The organism is Microaerobacter geothermalis (assembly GCF_021608135.1).
GTDB classification, from domain to species: domain Bacteria; phylum Bacillota; class Bacilli; order DSM-22679; family DSM-22679; genus Microaerobacter; species Microaerobacter geothermalis.
The window spans coordinates 1-23,136 of sequence record NZ_JAKIHL010000025.1; the positions used below are offsets into that span (position 1 = coordinate 1).

Annotated in this window: 25 protein-coding genes and 1 pseudogene; 1 reads left to right on the plus strand and 25 read right to left on the minus strand. The window is 41.4% G+C overall.

Annotated elements, in window-relative coordinates; genetic code table 11:
* From L1765_RS10080 to L1765_RS10175, 20 genes and pseudogenes are all read right to left on the minus strand, one after another.
* Positions 1 to 309, minus strand: a pseudogene (locus L1765_RS10080) (RNA-guided endonuclease InsQ/TnpB family protein); the annotation flags it as partial.
* A gap of 104 nt (positions 310 to 413) precedes the next feature.
* On the minus strand, positions 414 to 773 hold the full coding sequence (locus tag L1765_RS10085; RefSeq protein ID WP_236406858.1) for an ASCH domain-containing protein: 360 nt from the start codon (positions 771 to 773) through the stop codon (positions 414 to 416).
* A gap of 149 nt (positions 774 to 922) precedes the next feature.
* Entirely contained in the window at positions 923 to 1,504 is a 582-nt protein-coding gene (locus L1765_RS10090; RefSeq protein WP_236406860.1) for a hypothetical protein, read from the minus strand.
* A gap of 77 nt (positions 1,505 to 1,581) precedes the next feature.
* Entirely contained in the window at positions 1,582 to 2,055 is a 474-nt protein-coding gene (locus L1765_RS10095; RefSeq protein ID WP_236406861.1) for a DUF488 family protein, N3 subclade, read from the minus strand.
* 3 nt (positions 2,056 to 2,058) lie between these two features.
* Positions 2,059 to 2,415, minus strand: coding sequence for a hypothetical protein (locus L1765_RS10100; protein ID WP_236406863.1), 357 nt, complete (start codon positions 2,413 to 2,415; stop codon positions 2,059 to 2,061).
* A complete protein-coding gene (locus L1765_RS10105) occupies positions 2,412 to 2,936 on the minus strand; it encodes a hypothetical protein (protein WP_236406865.1) in 525 nt (174 codons plus the stop codon). The genes L1765_RS10100 and L1765_RS10105 overlap by 4 nt, the downstream gene beginning before the upstream one ends.
* Positions 2,937 to 3,842, minus strand: a complete 906-nt coding sequence (locus L1765_RS10110; RefSeq protein ID WP_236406867.1) for an AAA family ATPase — start codon at positions 3,840 to 3,842, stop codon at positions 2,937 to 2,939.
* Positions 3,842 to 5,140 carry a P-loop NTPase family protein gene (locus tag L1765_RS10115; protein ID WP_236406870.1) on the minus strand — a complete coding sequence of 433 codons (1,299 nt, stop codon included), beginning with the start codon at positions 5,138 to 5,140 and terminating at the stop codon, positions 3,842 to 3,844. The genes L1765_RS10110 and L1765_RS10115 overlap by 1 nt, the downstream gene beginning before the upstream one ends.
* A 12-nt stretch (positions 5,141 to 5,152) precedes the next feature.
* Entirely contained in the window at positions 5,153 to 5,560 is a 408-nt protein-coding gene (locus L1765_RS10120) for a hypothetical protein (protein WP_236406872.1), read from the minus strand.
* Positions 5,547 to 7,391: a peptidoglycan DD-metalloendopeptidase family protein gene (locus L1765_RS10125; protein WP_236406875.1), complete on the minus strand. Its 1,845-nt coding sequence runs from the start codon at positions 7,389 to 7,391 to the stop codon at positions 5,547 to 5,549. Before L1765_RS10125 ends, L1765_RS10120 begins: the two co-directional genes overlap by 14 nt.
* 2 nt (positions 7,392 to 7,393) lie before the next feature.
* Positions 7,394 to 9,865, minus strand: a complete 2,472-nt coding sequence (locus tag L1765_RS10130; protein WP_236406878.1) for a hypothetical protein — start codon at positions 9,863 to 9,865, stop codon at positions 7,394 to 7,396.
* Between the two features lie 4 nt (positions 9,866 to 9,869).
* Positions 9,870 to 11,714: a VirB4 family type IV secretion system protein gene (locus tag L1765_RS10135; protein WP_236406880.1), complete on the minus strand. Its 1,845-nt coding sequence runs from the start codon at positions 11,712 to 11,714 to the stop codon at positions 9,870 to 9,872.
* Entirely contained in the window at positions 11,698 to 12,276 is a 579-nt protein-coding gene (locus L1765_RS10140) for a ubiquinone biosynthesis protein COQ9 (RefSeq protein WP_236406882.1), read from the minus strand. Before L1765_RS10140 ends, L1765_RS10135 begins: the two co-directional genes overlap by 17 nt.
* 349 nt (positions 12,277 to 12,625) lie before the next feature.
* Positions 12,626 to 13,006 carry a hypothetical protein gene (locus L1765_RS10145; RefSeq protein ID WP_236406885.1) on the minus strand — a complete coding sequence of 127 codons (381 nt, stop codon included), beginning with the start codon at positions 13,004 to 13,006 and terminating at the stop codon, positions 12,626 to 12,628.
* Positions 13,007 to 13,133: 127 nt separating this feature from the next.
* Complete coding sequence (locus tag L1765_RS10150; protein ID WP_236406886.1) at positions 13,134 to 13,394, minus strand: stage V sporulation protein S; 261 nt, start codon at positions 13,392 to 13,394, stop codon at positions 13,134 to 13,136.
* Positions 13,395 to 13,499: 105 nt separating this feature from the next.
* Positions 13,500 to 13,955 carry a metal-dependent hydrolase gene (locus L1765_RS10155; protein ID WP_236406888.1) on the minus strand — a complete coding sequence of 152 codons (456 nt, stop codon included), beginning with the start codon at positions 13,953 to 13,955 and terminating at the stop codon, positions 13,500 to 13,502.
* A 203-nt stretch (positions 13,956 to 14,158) separates the two neighbouring features.
* The gene (locus L1765_RS10160; RefSeq protein WP_236406891.1) at positions 14,159 to 15,178 is read right to left on the minus strand and encodes an RRXRR domain-containing protein; all 1,020 of its coding nucleotides are present in this window, start codon (positions 15,176 to 15,178) and stop codon (positions 14,159 to 14,161) included.
* A gap of 207 nt (positions 15,179 to 15,385) precedes the next feature.
* Positions 15,386 to 15,823, minus strand: a complete 438-nt coding sequence (locus tag L1765_RS10165) for a DUF5348 domain-containing protein (protein ID WP_236406894.1) — start codon at positions 15,821 to 15,823, stop codon at positions 15,386 to 15,388.
* 20 nt (positions 15,824 to 15,843) lie between these two features.
* Positions 15,844 to 16,677: an HNH endonuclease gene (locus L1765_RS10170; protein WP_236406897.1), complete on the minus strand. Its 834-nt coding sequence runs from the start codon at positions 16,675 to 16,677 to the stop codon at positions 15,844 to 15,846.
* Positions 16,584 to 17,231 carry an HD-GYP domain-containing protein gene (locus L1765_RS10175; protein ID WP_236406899.1) on the minus strand — a complete coding sequence of 216 codons (648 nt, stop codon included), beginning with the start codon at positions 17,229 to 17,231 and terminating at the stop codon, positions 16,584 to 16,586. The genes L1765_RS10170 and L1765_RS10175 overlap by 94 nt, the downstream gene beginning before the upstream one ends.
* 146 nt (positions 17,232 to 17,377) lie before the next feature.
* Here L1765_RS10175 and L1765_RS10180 point away from each other — a divergent pair, with 146 nt between their 5' ends.
* On the plus strand, positions 17,378 to 17,890 hold the full coding sequence (locus L1765_RS10180; RefSeq protein WP_236406902.1) for a hypothetical protein: 513 nt from the start codon (positions 17,378 to 17,380) through the stop codon (positions 17,888 to 17,890).
* A 74-nt stretch (positions 17,891 to 17,964) separates the two neighbouring features.
* On the opposite strand, the gene L1765_RS10185 is transcribed toward L1765_RS10180, so the two are convergent.
* The 5 genes from L1765_RS10185 to L1765_RS10205 form a co-directional block, all read right to left on the minus strand.
* On the minus strand, positions 17,965 to 18,366 hold the full coding sequence (locus tag L1765_RS10185; RefSeq protein ID WP_236406904.1) for a hypothetical protein: 402 nt from the start codon (positions 18,364 to 18,366) through the stop codon (positions 17,965 to 17,967).
* A 98-nt stretch (positions 18,367 to 18,464) separates the two neighbouring features.
* Positions 18,465 to 19,046, minus strand: coding sequence for a MarR family transcriptional regulator (locus L1765_RS10190; RefSeq protein ID WP_236406905.1), 582 nt, complete (start codon positions 19,044 to 19,046; stop codon positions 18,465 to 18,467).
* A 332-nt stretch (positions 19,047 to 19,378) separates the two neighbouring features.
* A complete protein-coding gene (locus L1765_RS10195) occupies positions 19,379 to 20,041 on the minus strand; it encodes a helix-turn-helix domain-containing protein (protein ID WP_236406908.1) in 663 nt (220 codons plus the stop codon).
* Positions 20,019 to 22,244 carry an SF1B family DNA helicase RecD2 gene (recD2, locus tag L1765_RS10200; protein WP_236406910.1) on the minus strand — a complete coding sequence of 742 codons (2,226 nt, stop codon included), beginning with the start codon at positions 22,242 to 22,244 and terminating at the stop codon, positions 20,019 to 20,021. Before recD2 ends, L1765_RS10195 begins: the two co-directional genes overlap by 23 nt.
* The gene (locus tag L1765_RS10205; protein WP_236406912.1) at positions 22,193 to 23,095 is read right to left on the minus strand and encodes a transcription termination/antitermination NusG family protein; all 903 of its coding nucleotides are present in this window, start codon (positions 23,093 to 23,095) and stop codon (positions 22,193 to 22,195) included. Before L1765_RS10205 ends, recD2 begins: the two co-directional genes overlap by 52 nt.
* Between the last annotated feature and the right edge of the window lie 41 nt (positions 23,096 to 23,136).

The window sequence follows — 23,136 nt, forward strand, 5'->3', positions numbered from 1 at the left end:
GGGCTGAGGCATCGCTTTATACTTATTTGGGTTCTTCCTATAGTCTTCCAACGCTTTAAAATAGCTTTTCCAATTTTGTTCGAGAACTTTTAGACATTGTTGATAGGTATGCGAATGGAGATATTCCCTATGCCAATTGGATTTCAGTTCCCTTTCGAGCGCATGGTATGATTTATATTGGTTTTCACGGTTTTGATGGTTGGCAATGTTGTATAGTTTAGTGGTATGAAAGGATAATTCTTCGATGATTTGTTCTTGTTGACCGGTCCATCGTGGGTAGAATTTAAGCGTTAGTTTCAATCGTTTCACCTCCTCTTCCTATGATGATTATATCATAAGAAAAGGCGTTATGGAACATTTGTTTGTAATCAGTCAGCATTCATCTCCCACTTATAGAAGATGGGAGTCTTCTGCTAAGTATTGATAAACGATTGTGGAGCAAAATTGATACCAAAATCAGATAGTTTCACTGGTTCTTGGTATTTTTTTATTTCTCCTAATTTATATACTACCGCCTTATCTTTTCCCCGATAATACGAGTCAAAGAAAGTCTTATCTATACCAGAGTAATCCGCTGTCATTTTCCATACTTTTTCTGGTTCATCTTCAATGATACCTACTATTTCAGCCTCGCCAACAATCCTTTGAACTGGAGCAGTAGAATATATAATCATTTTCTCTACATCCGAACGGAAGCGGACCTTTCTGAATTCATATCGTTTTTTTCCGCTAAAGATTTTCTCGACATACTCTGGATTAATCGATATTAACATTTTGCACATCTATATCACCCATTTCTAAAATAGTTTAGAGATTATTTGTTTTTGTTCCACGAAAGGTCCCGGTGCATATTCGGTATAATTGACAGTCTCAAAATAGTACAAAAGACCGCCCATAAGCAATAACACCAAAAATATTTTCTTTAAAATTTTCCTCCCCCCCTGTCCAAATAATATGTCTCCCACTGTTTTGGCGGACTAAAACCGATCCTACCAGTGGTAGAAAAAGTGGCCGCCACCCATTGGAGCAGATTCATTTCTACCCAAGGATCAGCACAGTCATAGCTTGAAATGAATCGAAAATACGGTTTAGAAGTTTCTTCCCACAGTTTCGCCATCTTGGGATGAGTGGTGGTGAATATGAACACGTTTCGTTCTTTTGCCCAAGAATCCAATTTTTCGTAGTCCTCTTGTAATTCTTTTTTCATCTTTTCAATGATCTGTCGTTTCGGTTGGAAGGCATATTTGAATCCTGTGAGAAAACTTTGGGGCTGATGATGAAGTTCATAAGATTCATACCCCTCCTTTTGGATTAAATCACTTTCAAAAATGATAATTCGTCTCAAACCTATCTTTTCGGAAATCCTCTTTCCGTTTTGTCTCCATTTTTTAAAACGCCTTTCCGTCCAGATGGTGGCAAACAATGCAATTCCTCCGAATAACACAACAGACAATTTTAAGGTATTAAGAATAACAGACTCTTCTTTCAGCAAAGATAAAATCATGTAAAGTGCCTCCATTGTCAGAACGAAATAAATCAACGTATATATTCTCCTTTGATACTTATGCAAAACCGCACTGTTCACCCATAATTCCTCCCCTCGAACGCATCAAATATAGAAAGTTGTCCATCGGGAACAATGGCTCTTGCTTCCCGTTTTGGACGAATATCTCTCCCGTGAATGATCTCGATTCCAAAAGCAGAAATCCAATCGCCAACCAGGAGCTTATGACAATAATCTTCATCGTGGCAATAACATCCGACTGCCACGTTTTTTCCTTCCATTAACCGTTTCAAAAGTCCTTTCAGGTACCGTTCGGTTGATGGATTTTTAAGCCCCTGGATATATCTTTCTTTATACTCATTCCATTTCTTTCTTGGCCATAATTTCTCCCATTGCCATCTCAAAAAGTCGTTGTAAAGGGCTGGATCGGGGGCGAGTTCAGGCACATGTATCCAGCCAGGAAGGGTCTTTTGGGTTCGAGTGATTAAGAGATTTACATCCTGATTCGGCGGGTCCTTGTACACGTTGTAAAGAAACAGACTTCCAGCCAAATTCTACACCACCTGCTCCAATTTTTTCTCAATCACACTAAGTTCTTTTGAAAACTGCATGAATTCTTCTAACGAATCCGGCTTAACGCTACAAGTGAGAATAATTCGGTCATCCAGCCCTTCCAGGGACAAAAAGCGATAAAGCCGGTTCACCGTGAGTACAAACCGTTTGGTCTCCGGGTGATCTTTTTGAATCTTGTACTCTTTTATCATTTCGGCTGATATCGTCTGTCCAAACTGTGTTTTTAAGACATAGCGACCGTTCCAGTTGGCTAAAAGTCTCTTGATGTCTCGGTCTTCAAACTTCTTTTTCCCTTTTGCTTCACTTTGATTTTCACTTAATTTTTGAGATAAATTCACAAAGACGCACCCCCGCTTATCAGAAAGTAATAAAAAAGACTCCCAAGAGCAATTGTGATGGCTCCTGGAAATCTCTCAACAACCTTTTCATTGCTTAAAGGCAAACCTAAAACCATCGCCTTTAAGTTAAGAATTTGGCTTCTCAAAGCATATTTGAGTCCTTTCTTTTTTATCAGCGAAATATAAGAGAATACAAAGAAAAAAGACAAATGAAAAAGAACCACTCCCAATACCACCCGGTAAACCGATAGACTTGGGAAAATGGTCCCTATCCATATTGCACTGACGATCAGCATTTTTGTATCCCCTGGAGAGGAAAACTTCATCCCCTCAAAGATCAGTCCTAAAAGCAAAGTGATGATGGCTCCAACCCATGGCCGCCACCAGATGACGGAGGGCTGGAAGTAATATGCCCCCATTCCAATCAGAAGAAAGAGTAAATGCCACATGTTTTTCGTTTTTCGATATCTCACATCCGTCCACACATTAAACAGATGATACACTGCCAATCCGAAAATCAATTACCTCCCCCCAATCCAACTAAACAACCCTTTCCTTTTTGGGTATAAGGACAAGGGTTGATCCACTTTGGGAGAAATATCTTCTACCAACTCCAATAATGTTTTCACGTATGGATGGTTCTTCTTTTTTAAAGCAAGAAAAAAGCCTTTATCAGTCATTTCCGGCATTTTTTCGACGTACGGCAAAAAGGATATATTGGAGATCCCCGTCAGTCTTTGAACACTGTGATAAATTCCGTTGCTCTTTTTCTTCATTTTGTTGACAATGACATTGATTTTATGAGGGTCCCCATTCTTTTTTTTGAATTCTTCTTTTCCCCGGTATATGTTGTTTAGAGCAGGTTCATACAGCTCAGTGACAAAAAGGATATCTGTAGATAGCAACAATACTTCCAATGTCATTGGCTCCAGATTAGGTCCCGTATCTACCACGATCACATCAAATATTTTCAAATGGTCCATCAGCTTTCTCACAAATTCGGGACGATTCACTTTTTCTTGTTCCTCTATTGCCCGAATAGAGGGCAGTACTTTTAAATCATTTGCAGAGTTTAACAACAAATTATGAATCTGGTGCTCATTCAGATTTTTGGGCACTCCCACCCAATCCGTCAGACAACGCTCATCGGATAATTTCAGCATCGTTGCAATATCACCATGAGGAATATCCATGTCTACCAACACAGTACGTTGATTCCGCTCTTGAAAAAGCATTGCAAGTTGCACAGCTACTGTTGATTTCCCAGTCCCTCCTTTTCCGGAACTTGCGACCGCCACGATTTTCTTTCTGTTTCTACTATAGTTTTGGTGTGTTTTTGGCGGCTCAGCAAACTTTGGCAAATTTACTTCTTTTAGTTGGAAGGTTTGACTTTTTTGGGTATCCTGTAATCTAAACTTTACACTCATCAGGAAATTTCCTCCATTTCTAAATTATTTTCCTGCAATCTTTTATATACATTAATAAACACCGAATCTAATTCACTGTCTGACAAAGGACGGCCCTTCATCATCGCTTTGATATTTGACTCAAAATAAGGGATGGTCACAAAAGGACGGATGGGGATTTCCTCAATGTTCACTGCTTTTCCCCACATGTTCCCAATAAACAGCAATCTTCTTTCGCCAATCCGTTCAATGATATGATCAAGCGTTTGTTTTCTGTATTCCTGCGCTGCCAAAAACGCTGGATTCGGATGGGAAACAAGCCATACTTCATCACATTGCCGTAAAGTCGTTTGTGATACGACATCCCCCCAATCATGAGAAAGATCCACGAAAAGCAAAGGACTCTGCCTTGCCAAGTGGATCAATTCCCTGGCATGTTCAATGGTAAACGAATCCTTCTTGACTCCCTTGTGCGGGATAAAAAGCGTTTTTCCGATATACCAGTATTGCGGTTTCATAATGGCCTGCCCGTTTTGAACGGATTCATGCCAACTCATCCACTCTTCATGAGGCTTTTTTTCACGTTTTACGATGTGGTACCACGTTTCTTGATCATCCAACGATTCAAGAATTGCACTGGATAATTTTTGCTTGGATAACCACCTGGTGAAATTGTAGAGAAAAAAGCTTGAACCCGCTCCAGGATGCAAGCTTCCAACGGCGATGATTTTGGGCTGGACAAGGGTAGCGGGGGCATATTTGGCCAGTAAGTGAAATGGTATCTTAGGCATTGTGATCTTCGGCATAGATATATTTATTTTGGGCAATATTTTCTTCTTTTCTTCCTTCTGCTCTTCGATTTTTATTTCTTTTGCCCGGTATTTGTCATCAGACACTTGTTCTTTTTCCACGATTAAATGCTTGACATCTTTTCTTGTTCGGGGATTCCGTATAACTTCTTCAATTTCTTCAATGCTGACCGCCTCACCCATAATTAAATCAAACACTCCAAGGTTGATTAATTTTTCCAAAAAGGGGTGCCCAGTGGGCCTTTCATTCAGCAGCATGATCACCCGAATATGTTCATCCCGTAATTGCTCAATAACCTTTATGATGTTCGTTTCAGCCCCAACGTTTTTTTCTCCTTTTATTCTCGAGACCGGCAACGTTTCAGAATACATGACTGCTTCCGCTTTGGTTTCTTGCGCCAGCTTAGGGATCTGTTCGGCGTGGATCGCCTTTCCCGTGACTTCAATATCTTTAAATTCGCTTACCAGTTGGTCCAACTCTTCATAACCGGTAGCTAACAGCAGTCGCATTGAACTCCCCCCTTAAGACTGTATCCATTTAATAAAGGTTTGCAAAAGCGGTACTCCGTAAAAAGTGAGAAATACCCCCAAAGAGGCCAACGCTACCATCGAAAAAATAATTTTTAATATCTTCTTGGCTCCAATGGCAAACAAAATTAAGGATACAATCGTTAATGCCGGGCCACCAATGCCCAATAATTTCGGTGCTACAGTTGAAATAAACTCTTGCCCAAAAGCGGTTAGCTCCGTTAACTTTCTGTCTATCCACTTTAAAAAGTCGTCAGGTTTCACCTCTTGATTAAACAGCTCGGAAATATTCACTTGCGGTTTGATTTCTGTCCCACCTATATTACCTGTCCCTTCCGCATATACGCTTCCTGAAACTAACAGTAACAATAGAAAAACAACCAAAATGTTAATCCTCATCATCAATACTTCCTCCTTCAAACGTTCCTTGTTCACGGTAAATATCGATCACCCCGTCAGATTTAATCAACTCAATCCAATTCAGGGGATCTCTTGGTTCTCCGTCCACCCACACTTCCATGTGCATGTGGGGACCGGTACTTCTTCCGGTGCTTCCAACAAAGCCAACGATCTCCCCTTGGTTTACCCTGTCACCTTCTCTAACAGCAAGGGCTGACATGTGCAAATAGCGAACTTTGATGTCTACCTTCCTGTTTCCTTCTATCGCTTTGGTATCCAGCAGGATACGGACGAATTTCCCTGCTGTCTGTGAATTTCGTGAGACTTCGACAATCCCTGAATTGATCGACAAAATAGGAATGCCGATAGGAAGTCCCCAATCCTGTCCGGCATGAAATGATCTCTCTCCTGTAAAAGGGTCTTCTCTGTAACCAAATCCGCTGGTAACAGGCCAAGTGCTCCCGTCAAAAAAAATTTCCCCTGCTGTCTCCATTTGCGGCATCGGTACCTCATAATCGGGCGGGAAAATGTATGCCTCACTTTCGGCATACAGCGTTTGCCAAAACCGTCCAATCTCCACCTGGGCTTTTCTAAGCTTGTCAGGTTCATATTCGTCTGAATCTCCCATAAAGAGATAAACCACATCATCTTTGTTTGTTCCTACTACGGAATCATAAAACCAATCGGCTAGAGCCGGGAAAACAGAGATAAAACTGGCGATTTCTTCACCTGTTGAATCCTCAATGAGTCTATCTCGAATGTTTTCGCTATATTCTTCTACTACCCCATACCCATAGCCGGGGATATATAATTTCATTCCCAAATCAAGGCCATAAGGGTTATTTTTTGATACCGCCAAGGTCCCAAATCGGAAATTGCTCCCCCGGCGTGGTAGCGTTCCTATTTCTGTTCTGTCTTGATCGACTCTCCACGACTGGTCATAGGCTTGAATGTTCACGTTTAGTTTGTCGATATATCCTGTTGGCGTTTGCCGGGGCAACACCGCATATAAGTCAATGCGGCCTTCCAGGTTTCGTGGCGCAATCCCGAACGGCGACCGGGCTACCAGGCTCCACATGGATTTTGGGAGCAATGTTTTTACTTTCGGGTCCACAAGATTTTTATCCAGTGCGTACGCCTGAAAAATGACAATATCTACATTAGTTTCACTTTCCAAGCCATAATACTTCAATGCCTCTTTAACCTTGCTATAGTTCACGTCAGATTCAACTGTATCTAATACTTCCTTTTTTGTCGTTGTGTTCCCGGAAGTTTCAGTCATCCATTTGTAATAGTACTTGTATGTGCCAATATACGTTTCTGCACGGGTAATCAACCGGATCGTTTCGGTATCTGTTTCTGTAACCCTATTTCCCTGTTCGTCAGTTGTAACTGTTGTAGTCGTAATGGTTGAGTCTTTAAACTCAAATATTGGCTTAACAAACTCATATGTCCTATTTAGATATTCCTCTCTTTTGGATTCATCCTCAAAGTTATAGGCTAGCTTATCTATAGCCGCCGGGACTGCCCATGACAGATCATGGTTATATTGATAGACCTGTTCTATTTCTTCTTCTGTCAGCCCCTCCTTCCATTCGTCTGCCTTGACTACGTACATGTTCTTGATTTCCTGACCAATGGTGATATTGAAATTATCTCTGCCTGTGAAGTTCAATGCCCCAGTTTGATTAAACATAGAGTCAAGAATCAGGAAAACAAAAATAGAGAGAATAATAATTGGAATCATACTGCTGATTAGAACAAAAAACATACGGGCAATGTATCGCAAAAGTAATTTCGCAATCCATTGCCCAACTTTTTTTATTTGATCCATATTTATCCCTGCCATTTCTTCTGACCGGAAATATACAGGTGGGCTTCCCCCTTATTTTTGACTGTATTTGAAGGTATTCCCATGGTTTTCAATGTATAGGACTGTTTGTCTGTAACGGGATCGGAAAACCAGGCTGGGTCTATCTTTTGATTGCTTTTCTCTATAGAGTGTTCTTTGACCAAAGACTTTCTGTTACCTTTTTGTGTTTGTTGTTGATTCACTGGTGAATGGCTTTCCGAAGGAAGAAATACCGGTTCCAAACGATAGTTTTTGATGGGTACAGACTGGCGATTTACGCTTGGAATCTCTATTTTCCTTCCGACAATCTGCTCAACCTCTGTTTTCCTTTGGCTTAGATCAGCCTGTTTAACAGCAATCTGATGAAAGTCGCTGACGGCATCATTATAGGATTGCTCCAATTGTTCATAGGTTCCGTATCTTGATTCAGCCTCTTGAAGATGGAATTTTGCCTGTTTTACTTCAAAATCCGAATCCAAATACCGTCCGATCGGGGTGTGATATCGGTAGCCGTCCTTGGTCATGGCTTGCAACCCTTTATCCTGATAAACCTGATTCAAATTTTGTTTTTGTGCCTGCATCTCTTTATACGCCCCAACAAGTTGCTTTTTGGCCATCTGTTTTTCCGGTGCATGCTGAGGCAGAGCGTTATAGTTTTTTAAGCTTTTAGCATATTTGGCTTTTGCATCTCCGTACATGCTATGAGCATTTAAAAGAGTGGGTCTAACTCTTTTGTACGTTTCGCCATGTTTTTGCAGTATATCTTGGGCCTTCACTCTGTCGAACGCTTCTGTTGTATTTTCTGCTGCATCCAGGCGGCTTTTCGCTTGTGAGTATTCTTGCTTTGCTTTAAATACAGGATTTAAACGTCCATCCAAACTCCTAAGTTTAGCTACAGATTGTTCTTCATCCTTCTGTCCTTGGACAAACTGTTCAGGGAGACTTTGAAAGTCTTTAAACACCTTTGCCCTTTCCCTGTGGTAATCCTGGTTTAAAAAAGGTAATCTGGACAATGTTGTATGGACTTTTTCCTGGACAGCAGGGGAAGAGACCACTCCATCGATTTTTTTGGTTGCAAAATTAGCAAGTCCCTTTCCTGTCATAAGGCCTCCCTTTGCTCCAGACATTCCCCCAAGCCCTATTCCAGCCAATGCACCGACTGCCCCCGCACTAAAATTCAATCCTCTACGCAAAGTGGTTCCAAAACCCGATTGAGCGCCCGTTTGAGAATAGGCAAGATTGTTTGAGTATACATCTCTTGCCCCCTGAAAGGTATGCTTTGCTAATTTCCCGGTTGCCAGCATTCCTGTGATTCCGAGACCCCCAAGAAACATTGACTTTAACCAGCCTGCCCCTTCTTGGGCCATGCTGTATGATCCAAATACTTCCCTGACGATGGCTCCAGCCGGTATAACAGCTAGCAAGATGATGATTGAATAACCGATTTTTTCATTGTCGGAGGCGTTTGTAAGAAACAGAAATCCAAAACTGTACATGAACGCATGAACGGGCTGGATGAAGATATTGGCCAACATCTCCCGATTCCACATGCTGAATAGGTGGCGTTTTGACGGGAAGTTTTGAAGGGCTGCAATGATAGGAAACAACGAGAAGAGACTGAGAATAGCAACCGCCCGCATAAAGTAGATGAAGAATATCATCCCCATCTGGGAAAGTGCAATCAACTTCACAATTGCTTGAGTAAGTCCGTCTTGCAATTCATTTGCATACCCCAAAATTCCCATTCGTGCCAGCTCTGGATCAACCATATTCGCAAAAAGAGCGGTAAAAAACATGCTGATATCCGTGTATATTCCAATCAAATACGGGATAAAAAAGACAGCCAATCCCGTTAAGACGGCTGTAACAAGGACGCTTGTCGCAGTGATTCTATCCTGTACACCTCTTGGAAACATCAGATGGTTTGCTTGATATATGATGATGATGACTAAAGCCGACCAGAAAATAGCCATCATAAAATAATACGCAACCTTCATTTTTTCCCAAATGCTTTCCGGGAAAATATAAAACGCATATTGATCTTTTCCTTTGAATTCAGCGATCTGATTTCCCTCTGCATCATAGGTGGTTTTATAGTTATAAATCAACTCCTGTGGAGGGGGAATAATAAAACTTAAAAACCCTGCTACCCTTTCAAACACATATCCTAAACTGCTTCCTAAAAAGTTTGCATCATTGAAAAAGATATCCGCCCCTAAAAGTCCGATCGAACCCCACTTGGCGTATGGATATATTTTTTTCACTTTCTCCGACACAGTATTTCCTGTTTCCTTGACCTTCCCAAACCACCCCCCTTTAAATATTTTTCCGATACCGCCAATCTTGCCAAGAAAAGAAAAACCCCCGGCATCGGCTTTGTACACCCCAAAGGAGGCCAAGCCTGCTCCAGTAATCAAAGTGATCAATAGGGTCAACACAATCACCTTTTTTAGCATTCCGTCACCCCCCATGTTCAGGGAAAAAGATTTCTTGTTCCCATGGAGAGAATTGGGTCACACTTCTACAACTGTACTTCGGCTGCTTAATGATCGCATGATGTTCCGTCCCAAGGGATAAAAATTCAACCTCACCTTCTGTGAGATTGAACATCTCAGCACAGTATTTTAAATCACCCTCATGCTGCCCAAATATGATTTTCGTGTCGCTGTTTTGGACAATCGCACGGCCATGCTCATTCTCGTAAAACTTTTGAAAGTTTTGTGTAGCGGCAATGGGTCCGCCTTTACGTTTCCGAAAACGTCTAAAAAATGTTTCCAGGGCTTTGGCTGAATAAGGGTTATCCAAAAATTCCTGACACTCATCGGCGATGATTCTGAATAGGCTCCCTTCATCTTCCGACCGTTTCTTAATAAAGCGATTTTCCAGATACGTCATGACCACAATATTTGCAATGGGACGAAGGAGGGAATTTTTCAACTCTTTCATGCCAAATCCAATACAAGGGGCTTCTGCCAATTCAACATTTGTATAACAATCAAATAAGCCGAGAGTCCCGTCAGCAGTATATCGTTCCAAGGAAATCACTGTTCCTTTCAGCTCCGGGATACCTTCGGCCATTTCACAAAAGATATGATAAAAATCTGAAAAGCGAGGAGGAAGCTTTTTATTTCGCTTGATAAATTTCTTTGTATTCTCATCAAAAAAGCCTTCTTCATACAGGCTGTTTGGATCTTCGGTAATACCTTTTGCAGCGTATGCTTTTCTCCATGCCTTGTCGATGTAGGCTTCAATGATTTTGTCTTCTTTGTTGTCCGTCAGTCCAGCCATAAAGGAAGCAAGATTAGTCATATCCTCTATTTTTCCGTTTAGATCAACAATTGATTTTCCGTATTCATGGTTATATTCTTCTTCAATATCTGCTGGATTGAAACGCAAATCGGTGTGTCGGTTAATTGGAAGGTACACTCCCCCAAGTGTCTCGATGGCTTTGCGAAATTCATTATCCTGATCGAGTACCGCCTGAAATATATCGTATCGCACTTCTCCGGCCAAGATTTTTTTTAACATCGCACTTTTTCCTGTCCCCGATACCCCTATGATTGCAATGCCATAATTCTTGACATGCTCCTTGTTAAATCCATCAAACAAGATAGGGGAGCCCGTGTCATAGTTTAGTCCAATCAGGGGCCCTTTTTCATGGGGCCAATCGGAGATTGTGAAAGGATAGAGATTTGTCCCAGCATCCAGGTTCATCTCTTTCCAAGCATGTTTCGTTTTTATCCCTAGGGGGCTAACCGCCTTCCACATCAAATCATGCTCATCATCTGCCAGTTTCAAATGGTCTTTTGTTCCGCCGAATTTTGCCATGAGGCGATCAACTTTTTTCTCCAATTCATCAATAGATGGAGCCGCTATCGTAACAAAATTATCAAAATAGATTATCCTGTCACGGTTGTTTTCGATGTCTGCCCTCAGCTGGTCAAGGAGTGCCAATTCATCCCTTTTCGCTCGTACTCCACGGCTTGAAACCTGTTTTGCGCGTTCAATCAATTTCGACTCTATGCCCTCGATACGATCTGTCAGCCACCTGATCATTTTTTCTTTTTCCACTGGAGAAATATACTGGGCGAAGTCAATATCCCCGGCGAAGCTTACCAATGGATGAAGGTAGCCAAAATCAATTTCATAGGGCCAACCGTCAATATAGAGAGAACGGATATAACGGTCACCAATGCGAATATGCTTTGGATTACTCAAATCCCCTGTATTGGGAGCCAATGATTCGATAAATTCTGTTACAGGTCTATATTCGTCTTCACGCTTTTCTTTAGCCTTGAACAGCAAAATTGTTCCCTCCCCTTACCCAGAGATTTAAAAAGCCCTGCTCATACATATCTGCACCTGAAATGTACTTGCTTTGGGTCTTATTGCACCAGGCATGCAATATATCGTACACTTCCGGCGTTTTTAATACGTTGTATCTTCTCACAAATCGATGAATATATTGAAAAGACTCTTCTATTCTGTCTGTCAGAAAGTCTTCGGCTTTTTCAAAATTAAAAGAATGATCGTTTAAAAGAAAAATCAGGAAATTCCTCCGAACTGGCAAGTTCCTTGATTCCATCAATTCCAAATTGAAATTTTCTTGATGAATGAGAAATTCTTCTGTAACAGAACCTTGAGCATTATATTTTTTGATCATTGCGATACGGTTTTCCTTTTGCTCTTTCATGACAGCGTCCAGGTCTACCTGCCTGCTTTGAATATAGAGCATGATATCGGTTTCCAATGTGTTCAGAAATTCACGCCATCCAAAATAGACATTCTTCATTTCTTTCTCTGAACAATGGGTGAGCGGTATTGGGTGAATTTCTACATATTTTCGATATCCCCCATTTTTTAGCACAACCATTCCATTTTCAACATCCTCAATTTCAAAATACTCATCCCAATTGATGGTTTTACTTGAGCGTAAAATAACCTCTCACCTCTTTTCTGACGATTTTTTTAGGTCGAAATCTGAATTTTATTTTTCGCCACCATACAATCCATGGTCTTTCACCATTGATTTTCCTGAACATCAAATATCCCCCTGCTATGATAAACAGGGGGATGATCTCATAAAGTCCGCTAGAGGCAGAAATTAAGATACCGATGAAACTGACAATTGAAATAATCCATTGCTCATTCGATAGCCAAAACAATGGAATATCGTTTTTGATTCCTTTTGGGACCTTTGCACGCATGGGCAGCACCTAAAATTTAAGAGCGTTATATACAATTTTAACGATCGTAACCACGCTTGAAATCAGAATCAAACCAATTACAATTCCGCCACCCCAGCTTTTGGCCGTTTCCTTTGATCGTTGCCCGATTGCAACATTCAAAAACATCGCAAGGAGTGCACCGGATAGCACCGCTAATCCCAAGGTTATAACAATAATCCAGTTTAGTGATTTATTAAACCATGTTTCAAAATCAGCTTGGGTATCCCCCTCTGATATTCCAAAAGGGTCTATTTTCAACTCATCTTGGCTATTGTTATGTTCAGCAAAAACTGGAGACGTGAACATAAACATCATGAACAATGCAAACAACATTAATATTGTAATTGGTTTCTTTAGAGATACAGACATTCATTCTTTCCTCCCTAACATTTTTTTAATAGAAGAAGGGTCCGTTTTACCAACTTCAAGGGGAAACGGACCCTTTTTGACGCTCCGCAGGGCAAGCCAACAGGTTTTCTTGGCTAAAAATTTATAATTAGACCGCTTTGACCGTGAATTTCATCGCTGTGCGTTCGTCTTCGTCAATTTTGATGTCTACAAATCCCGGCGTGCAAATCAGGTCAACGCCGCTGGGGGCAATAAACCCACGAGCAATCGCCACTGCTTTGACTGCTTGATTAACTGCTCCAGCTCCAATGGCCTGAATTTCAGCGACTTTGCATTCCTTGATTACACCAACAATGGCACCAGCAACAGATTTAGGGTTAGATTTTGCAGAGACTTTCAGATTTTCCATGGTTTACTTCATCCTTTCATATTTTGATTTTTGTTTGATTATCAGCGACCGAACAACAGGACAGCATTAGGACAGCATTCCTGGTTAACTCATGAAATCACCACCTTAAAATAATCTTTCCAAGAAATCCTGCCAATTGAATGCAAAAAATACACCCATACCCATCAGAAGCAATGCTTCGATGAACACGGGCGGTATTCCCAGTGATATCACAGTCCTTTTTCGATACGGATAAAATAAAAAGACACCCCCTGTCAAAATATCAAGGACCAGGTGAGAAACATACCCGATAATAAACGGCATAAACAAGAATGGATACAGCCAATAAATGCCGATAGACAACAAGAGCACCATCCATATTGAATGGGTGAGCGTTCTGTGTCCAACCGTATTTTCGATTATACGGGGGAGTACAGGAACCGTCCTCCCAATCAGAGAGCTTTTGACATCTATGTCCGGTAGCAAAGATGATATCCCTGCAACAATAAGGGCTGAAGGTGATGTTTGACCGGCATATACTGTGACGGTAATGGCAACTACCAAATGAGTAGGTCCCGTCATGATTTTTTACCCTCTTTAAAGCAACTGATGCAAAGGCCTCTTTTTTCCTCGACCTCAAATGTGGTTAATCTGAGACCACATTCCTTGCATTTCTTTTCTGTCAAAACTAATACCATTTTTCTCACCTTAATCGGTGCAGGAGACTCCGATCCTCTATAGGTCGGAGAGGAATGCACCTTCTCTCCTTTCGTTTCCAAATTTGTCTAACTCACTTTCTTAACAAACCATGTCTGTTGAAATACCTTTTGGCATTCTTCCGGCTTGGCATTTTGCATTACTCGCTTGTTTTCAAAATCAAACGAATGCAAGCTTAATCTCTCTTTGGTTGTGCCACCTGTTCGGTATAGTTTGCCTTTGTACCAAACCACGGTGTTCTTTTTGAATCCCAATGCAAAACTGCCTCCGTATGGCTTGCGTACACCACTTTTTGCGGGTTGAAAGACATGAAGTTGCCGTCTTGCCATCTCTGGTCTACGCCATGCCATGAAGGTTGTAACAACTAGATTCTTTGTCCTCAACAACAACCAACACAACGCCAACCCATCTACCGCTTGGGACGAAAAAACAAGTTCACCCTTCTTGTGGGTCTTTTCCAATCTGTTGATCTCTCTTGCTTTTCTCGTATCCTCCGGGTCATACAAGCAGAGATTGCCACGGGACTTCAAAAAGGCATACAACTTGCTCTTTCCCAGCATCGTCCATGTGTAATACTGCCTACCTTGCTCCCCTTTCAACCGGTTACCGTCTACTTTCATGTCCTCTACGGCAAAATCGGTGATCGGGTAGATTTTTAGCAAGGATTCTATGAGTCGAATTCTCAACTCTACCTTTGCCTTGATCGAAGGCGGCAACCATCCTTCTTTACGAAGGCGATTGGTAAACCGCTTGGGTCTCCTTCTTGTTTTACGAAACCGCCGTGCTCTTCTCATATTTCGTCTTTGCTCCATCTTCTTGGCGATTCTGTTTTTGACCACCAACATCCCTGATAATTGCATTTGTTCTTTGGTAGCGATACAATAGCCGTCATAATGAGCACCGGGGTCTATTCCCATCGCCATTTGCTGTGTATGTTTGCTCGTAGGGGTAGTTAGCTGGATATAGAAAATTCCTGTTTTTGTCCACTTCTTGACCGCTGCTCCCTGTTTTAATAGTTTTCTTGCTTTTGCAGGAGAGCAGGGCATGAGTGGTGTTCCGTCTTGATGTACCACTGGTACTTTTTGCACGGTATTCGTGCCTCCTTTCAGAGTTTCGTGCCCTTCGACAATGCCTGACAGGCTTAGGCTTATAGCCGTGGCATTTAACGATTCTGCCGCATTTCCCCAGACTAGGGCGTGCATCCGGGAGGTGCTTGTAGCCCATCAGGGCGTAGGCTTTCGCCTTTGTCTAGTCAATGCTTTCGCCTGGTATCGTCATCCCAAGCCCCTACTTCTTTAAGTAGGGGTCATTGACCCCCTTTTTCGTACGTAGAGCCCAAGCATCGAAAGTTGAGGGAAATTAACCAAATAATAATCCTCACCGTCATGCTCGACTCTTGTTTTTACCCAATAATTTTCGCCATCGGCATCCTTAATAAGAACCTCAATGTCTGAACCACAAGTAAAGTAAGTGTACTCATCAAGCGCATATCTGCCAGCTTCATTTTTGAACAAAATTCCTTCAGCTGTAACAGACATGTTCACGTATTCCAGAATATGATGTAGAGTCCACAAACGATCTTTTATTTTCTTAATCTGGTTGAATTCAAATCGTTCGTCTGCTGAGAGTATGTTGTAATCCACGTCTTCAATTATTTCTAATTCCTCCAAGGCCGCAGTGAAAACAGACTCTAATTTTTTTATATGGCTTTTCAGTTCCTGAATCTCACTCATTTTTTTATCCCTCCTTTTTTTTACCGCACAAAAATAGCCTGCAACTGTTCTCTTAACCAGTGTGCAGACTCACCACCTTTTGCTATAAACTTTTCCACTTTCTCCAACAGTTTTTTTGCTTCGTTTTGGTCCTTATCTTCTTCGGATTGAGCAGTATCCAATTTTCCCTCATCTTCCAGTATCTTTTTTCTCATCTCTCTTGTTGATAATCCCTCATCATTTGCTATAGCAAGGTATTTTTCAGGGGCTGAAGAGTTGACTGCCACCCGATGATGATACCAGGACAATCCCGGTATGCGCATACCCTCGTTAGGAAACGCTCGATACACCTTGACCAATTCTCTAATTTGAGCTGTACTGATTCCAATTTGACTGGATAGCCAAGTAACTTTCGTCCCGGTATTCAGTACAGCATCCAAAAGCTGACCTTTCGCCCATCGGCATCCCTGTTCCTGCTCTTCCAGTTGTATGTATGCCTGAATTAATTGTTCAATGGGAGGCCGTTCCTCCATCGGTTTGATTTCTTCTGCCTTATCAGGCATCGGCAACTTTAACATATCGTAAATTTCTTCAACGGTTTTTCCCTCACGCTTTGCCACGATCTCTATCAGATGATGACGATCCAGATTGCCATCGTGAAACATTTGATGATGTTCGCCGCACAATTGAATAAGGTTCTCCCGGATATCGCTTCCTCCAGCCCCTCTTGTTCTGATATGATGAGGTTCCCCGGGGGCTTCTTTGTTACACCGCCCACCTGTTACTGGATCAATGTATTCACAAAGGTGTCCCGATTCATTGCGAATTCGTTGAATGACATTGCTGTCCTTGACTCTTTTTTCGATAACCAACATTTTTTACCACCACCTGCTAAACTTTGAATAAACAAACTTCCATATTCGCTGTCAAATTGGGTCCCAAGATTCTCCTCAATAATTTTTACAGCCTTTTCCGTTGACATCGGTCGTCTATATGGCCTATCCGAAGTCATGGCATCAAAGGCATCTGCAATAGACACTATTCTTGCAAGATGAGGTATTTCGTCCCTTTTCAAACCATAGGGATACCCCTTCCCATTCACCCTTTCGTGATGATACAAAATAATCTCTAATACTTCATTGGGCAAGTGAAATTCTTTTGCCATAGTGACACCCGTTTCCGGATGTTTCTTTACTATGCCATATTCTGCTTCTGTCAGTCCGCTGGGTTTTTCCAAGATCACTTTTGGAACAAACAATTTTCCAAGATCGTGAAGCATGGCACCGCATCTCAACAAACCTTGTTCTCTTGCAGACAATCTAACCAATTCTCCAATTTCGGCAGACACTTTGGTTACCCTTAGCGTGTGAAAGTAAGTTTCTGGATCAGTTTCTCTCAACATCTTCAACAGCTTTTTCAAGATTTCCATTTCAGGCACGTCTCCTTTCTAAAGTAAAGTAATTTGATTGATCTACTTCGATTTTTTTGGGGCTGAAGAAGGAATTGGGAATGCTCATGCCGAAAGTTCACAAAGTATGACTCTCTATTCCAGCCCCTAATGAGGAGTTGATGTTCGTGGATGAATCTAAATTTGTGATCGGATGTGTCTCGTGCAATGAGAAAAATTGCCATGTAGGACATAACAAATTCCCGGCTGAAACAGGATTTATTAAGAGCCAACTAACCGATTTCTTTGCCGGATACACATGTCCATTTTGTGGTTCCAGTTATGTTCCAACTGCTTCAATGATGAAAATGATATCTCGATTTTTAGATGGTTTCTCTCATGTTAGAACGACAAGAAAAGGAATTGAAGTTTACGGACGAGACGTAAAAATCAGTTTCCCTGCTGTACCTGAGAACGCTGTACCTCAAAACTTGGATTCAGAATTATACCAGCAATTTAAGAATTTCCTCTTCCAAAATTCTGATGAAGATTTACCAATTCTCCTTGAAGCAATGCAGGATATTGACTTAGACAAATGGTACATTCGAATCGAAAGTGCAAATAATCCTGAACCTCTTCTTCGTGATGACGTTTTGTGGACTGATATCCTTACAGGCGATGTGATAAACAAAGAGGACTAGGGGGCTGGGAAAGGAATAGGGTGACATTATTGCTAAGCACCGGATACCCCTCCCCCTTCCCCCTTCAGCCCCCTTTACACTACATGATGGGTATGCGCATACCTTTCACCAAGAGCACCAACAAACCTGTCAAAGTTATTAATATTAACAACCCCGTAATAGATCGTATCGTGATTGTTAATATGTCTCGAAGTTAGTGCCCCAACTTCCATGTTGTCGAGCCTAAGATCCTGAATCCTTTCAACAAACAATTCCAAATGTTTTTTTGATACCGTGCTCCAATCTGTTTTTTCTGCATCAACGAAAACGACTAATTTATCCTCGTCACAAATAAGCTCCCAAATACTCACATTCTGATCGCCGTTAATCCAAGAATCTTTGTATGGATTAACAACGATATACCCACGCCAACCTTTTTGCTTAAGTTGACTTTTGATCATGCGGAATTTTTCGAGCATCTCGGCAACATTTAGCATAAAAACCCTCCTTTCTTGTCTTGATTTTAGGCTGAAAAGGATTGGGGAGGATAAGGGTATCGAAATTCTACCCTTTTTCCCTCACTTTTAGCCCGACCTTATTTGTCTTTTCTTTTGCTTCTATGCACCAATTTCCCTAATCCTGTTTTTTTATCTAACTTTACTTTCCATACGAAATTGATCCCGTTTTTTTGGATAATATCGTTTTCTAAGAGAAGTTTTACAATAACGGGGTCGAATTTTTCAGCATCCTCTTCTTCACCGAAAAAGGCGATTTCAGGATTAAGAAAAAGAATTCGTTCCTTTCCTTCTTTTGATTGAAATATTATACCCTTCTCAATCAAATGGGTGATATTTCTGCCAGTATTACCTCGATCTTTGTTTAAAAAATTTGCAATATCTGTAACAGTAGCATTAGTTCCATCTTGATTTATGATTTTGTTTGTATGTTTCTCTAACATAAGCGATAAATATAATAATATTGCATATTCAGGAGTGGTTAAATATCTTGTTTTGATCAAAATATCGATGTTGGATGAGATCGCCTGAACTGCTGGACATATTTTTTCTTCCTCTTGAATCATCATCATAATTGGTGCAGGAGACTCCGATCCTCTACAGGTCGGAGAGGAATGCACCTTCTCCCCTTTCGTATGTGTATTAACTAATTTTCTTAACAAACCACGTCTGCTGAAACACTTTCTGACACTCTTCTTGCTTGGCATTCTGCGTCACTCGCCTGTTTTCAAAATCAAACGAATGCAGGCTTAATCTACCCTTCAGGTGGGGGTCATTGACTGACTGCCATTTTTATCACCTTCCAATTTTTGTTATTCGCTCTATATATAATAAGATAAAGAAGAGACTCCGCCCAAAAAAACAGCAGAAAACCTTTCCTATCAAGGGATTTAGGCGTTTTTTAAGCGTGATGATGTCGTCACAGTTGTGTGATGATTTCATCACACATAACCCAAACACTATCCCTACTTACTTAAAGGGTGTGATGTTTTTCCTACACATCCCCTTTAATTGGAATCATTTTTTTTAATTTCAAGTAAGTTTTTCGTTGGTATAATTGACCGTAGTTTGCTTTTGGTTTTATCCAGATTTTCCACGGTAGATAAATTTTGTTTTTTTCTAATTTATCTCTTTGAATAGCTATAACACTCATTGCGTGATTGATTTTGTTTCTGTCCCCAGCATACACAAGCTCTGGATTTAATATTAATATTCTTTCGGATACAACCCTGCCAAAAGTCAAAGTTTCTTCTGGATCTGCGTATTGATGAATTATCCCTTTTTTTATCAGTTGGTTAACGTTTCTGCTTGTTTGTTCACGACTTTTTCCAAATAATTCGGCAATATCAGATACGGACATCGGAACGTTATTATCATCCACAATAATATTGCTGTCATACCGTAAAAGATTTGCGATACTAAGCAGTAAATATCCTTCTGCCACTGTTAAATACTTACTTTTTAGCAAATGAATCATGTTTACGTTATTTAATATTGAGTGTCTAGCCTTGTTGTATTCGTTTCTTTTCACAAGGATATAGCCCGCTTTCTCCGCTTTATCTGCCTCTTTGTTGACTGTCTCTAAATCAACTCCTTTGTTTTGCTCTCTCGTTTTTGCTTTTAATTCCGCAATATTAAAGGCTTTTTCTAAGTTCACTTGCGACACCTGCCTTCTGTTGTTCAAACAAGGACATTATTTTCCTTAGACGATTTGACAACCTAGTATTTCGCTCCACTATCTTGTTATTACTGACCGCTATACTCAACGCTTTTTGCGTTCCAATCAGCACAACTTTTTGTTCGGCTCTCGTTATCCCGGTATAGACGAGATTCCTTGCAAGCATAATATAATGGCTGGTAGACACAGGCATGATGACGACAGGGGCTTGGCCGCCTTGGCTCTTATGGACTGTGATGGAATAAGCTAATTGCAGTTCTTTCAAATCATCTTTTGTATAGATGACCTCTCTCCCATTAAAAGAGCAATATAGCCCCTTCTCATTGGTTGGCTCCCCTTCTTCATCCAACAGGGTATCAATCCTGTTAATCACCCCGATGTCCCCATTGAACACTTCCTTGTTATAGTTATTTTTTGTCTGTATCACTTTATCTCCCACTCGAAAGATCGTCTTTCCGGCTGGTATTTCCTCTTTGTAGAGGGCTGGAGGATTAATCGTTTCTTGCAAGATACGATTCAGTTCCTGAGTGCCGATCTCTCCCTTTTTCATGGGGCTGAGGACAAGAATATCCGATGGTGTATACCCCAGTTGCAAGAATCGTAAAACGCTTTTCCGGATCGTTTCCGCTATCTCTTCCGGGCTTTCCCGATGGATGAAGTAGAAATCGTTTTTCTCAGGGTCAATGGCAAACATCTTCCCTTGATTAACCCGATGTGCATTCATCACAATTTGACTTTCTTGTGCTTGTCGGAATATTTCTGTTAATTTCACGTGGGCAACCCCGGCATCCAGCATATCCTTTAGCACATTCCCAGGATTAACTGACGGGAGTTGATCACTGTCCCCAACCAACAATACTTTGGTTTTGGGGGCAACCGCACTGAACAATAGATCGGCCAACTGGATGTCCATCATGGACACTTCATCTACGATGAGCAAATCGCACGGCAAAAAATTATTTTCATCGAAAACGGGATCTTCTCCAGGACGGAACCCTATCAACCTATGTATTGTACAAGCGTCCACCCCTGTTAATTCAGCTAACTTACGACTGGCTCGTCCGGTGGGGGCTGAAAGAGATATTTCAGCCTTTGGAAATCTCTCACGATATATCTCAATCATCGCTTTGATGACTGTGGTTTTTCCCGTACCAGGGCCCCCAGTAAGAATGAGCAAACTTTCGGTGAATAGCTTTCTGATCGCTTCCCGTTGCCCTTCAGCCAATACCATATTGTTCTTCCGCTGATAATCCCGGATTGCCGGCTCTACCAAAAAAGGCATGGCTTCGCCATTCCCGGAACCATTCAATTTCTTTGAAAGTTTCTGGGCCACTCTTTTTTCGTGTTTGTATAAAAAAGTTGGATAAATCACGCCGTCTTCTATGACAATTCGTTCATTAGCTTCTAGAGCAGCAATCCCCTGCTCCACTTCTGCCCGTGTTATTTGCTCCTTGGCATTGTGATTCAACACCCTTAATGTATCCGCAATCAGTTCATCCTCTGGCAGATAACAATGCCCTATGTTAAAGCATTTTTCTTTCAATACATAATCCACACATGCCTCAATCCGATATCCCGAAGCAGGCGAAATACCAATTCGCTTGGCAATCTCGTCAGCCTTTAGAAATCCTATCAGTTTTAAATTGGTCAACTGATAGGGATTTTTCAAGATGACTTCGGCTGTATTTGAACCGAACTCCTTGTAGGCTTTAACCACCATATTTGCCGTGATTCCGTATGGCAACAACCGCATCAGGATGTTCTGTATCTCAAACGTTAAACGAACACTCTCCACAATCTTGGCAGCCTTCTGTTGTCCAATTCCTTTGATGGGAAGCAGACAGCCTTCCCCATCCTTCATTATCCTGTTCAGCGAATCCTCCCCAAGATGCTGAACAATATCTTTTGCCCGTTTTTCTCCGCATCCCTTGATTAAGGGTGAAGCTAAAAAAGCGATAATCTGACTTTTTGTTTTCGGCAACGGCCGTTCCCAACGGGTGACTTCCAGTTGCTTCCCATACTGTGGATGAGTGACCCATTCCCCATCCACCGTAATTGTTTCCCCACTGTCCACCCCGTAAATTGATCCCTTGATAACATAATCCCCATCACTGGCCTCCAGTTTGGCAATCAGGAAATCCTCTTTTCGGTAAATGATCTTGGTGATTTTTCCGGTGAACATCTCCCCCACCCCCTTATCTCGTTTCGCAAATGTTCTCGTAAATGTTCGACTAAAACGGGGATGATGAAGGTCGGGGTTAGAATTTTTTTCCTTGGGATCGTTTTTCCGTCAGGGTCAATTTTCTTATACACTCTTTCAAAGAATGACATGGGGAACCGGAATGTTTCTTTCTTTCTCTTGTTAATAAAGGCCTGGCACTTTTCTATAAACGTCAGTTTTTCGTTGATTTCTGCTTTTTCATCTGTATTTGCAGTAGATTCTGTTTCAATGTGCTCCATTTGGTCTTGTAATTCTTCCCGAACTTCCTCCAATGTTTCTGCAACTTCTTCAGCTGTAGTTTTTTCTATCGCTTCATATTGCTTCAAATACTCTTTCATTTCTTTTTTGTCATTGGTCGTATTAGCTTTGTGCAAAAGTTCTTTGGCTTCCTTCTTCTGCTTTTCCACGCTGCCAGGGAGGGTAGACTCTATCGTTGCATCACAATCAATGCTTTTGGCAAATTCCCAGAACTCTTCCCCTGTCATTTCATCGTCCAAAATTCTCTGAACGAGCGGAACAGATTTAATGATGTGCCAGATTTTGAAAGGCACATCGGTGACCCTTCCCTTCGTCTTGACGAACTTAGGCTTGTAGTCTTCCGGTTTGTTCATCTCGACAAAAATGTATCCAGGGGTTAGACATCTCAATTGAGGGTCTTTCTCTCGACCTACCAGCTTTTGAGTAAAGCTGGCGATAATATGTACCGCTTTGATTCCAGTTTTCTGCCGTTTCATGAGGTATTCAAGCATCTCTTTCGCCCGAAATTCCATACCAGTCCGCACCTGAACAGTAAAAACTGCTGAATAGTACATTCCTTTTCCCCCTTTGAAATTCCTAATTTCCAGCACACAAC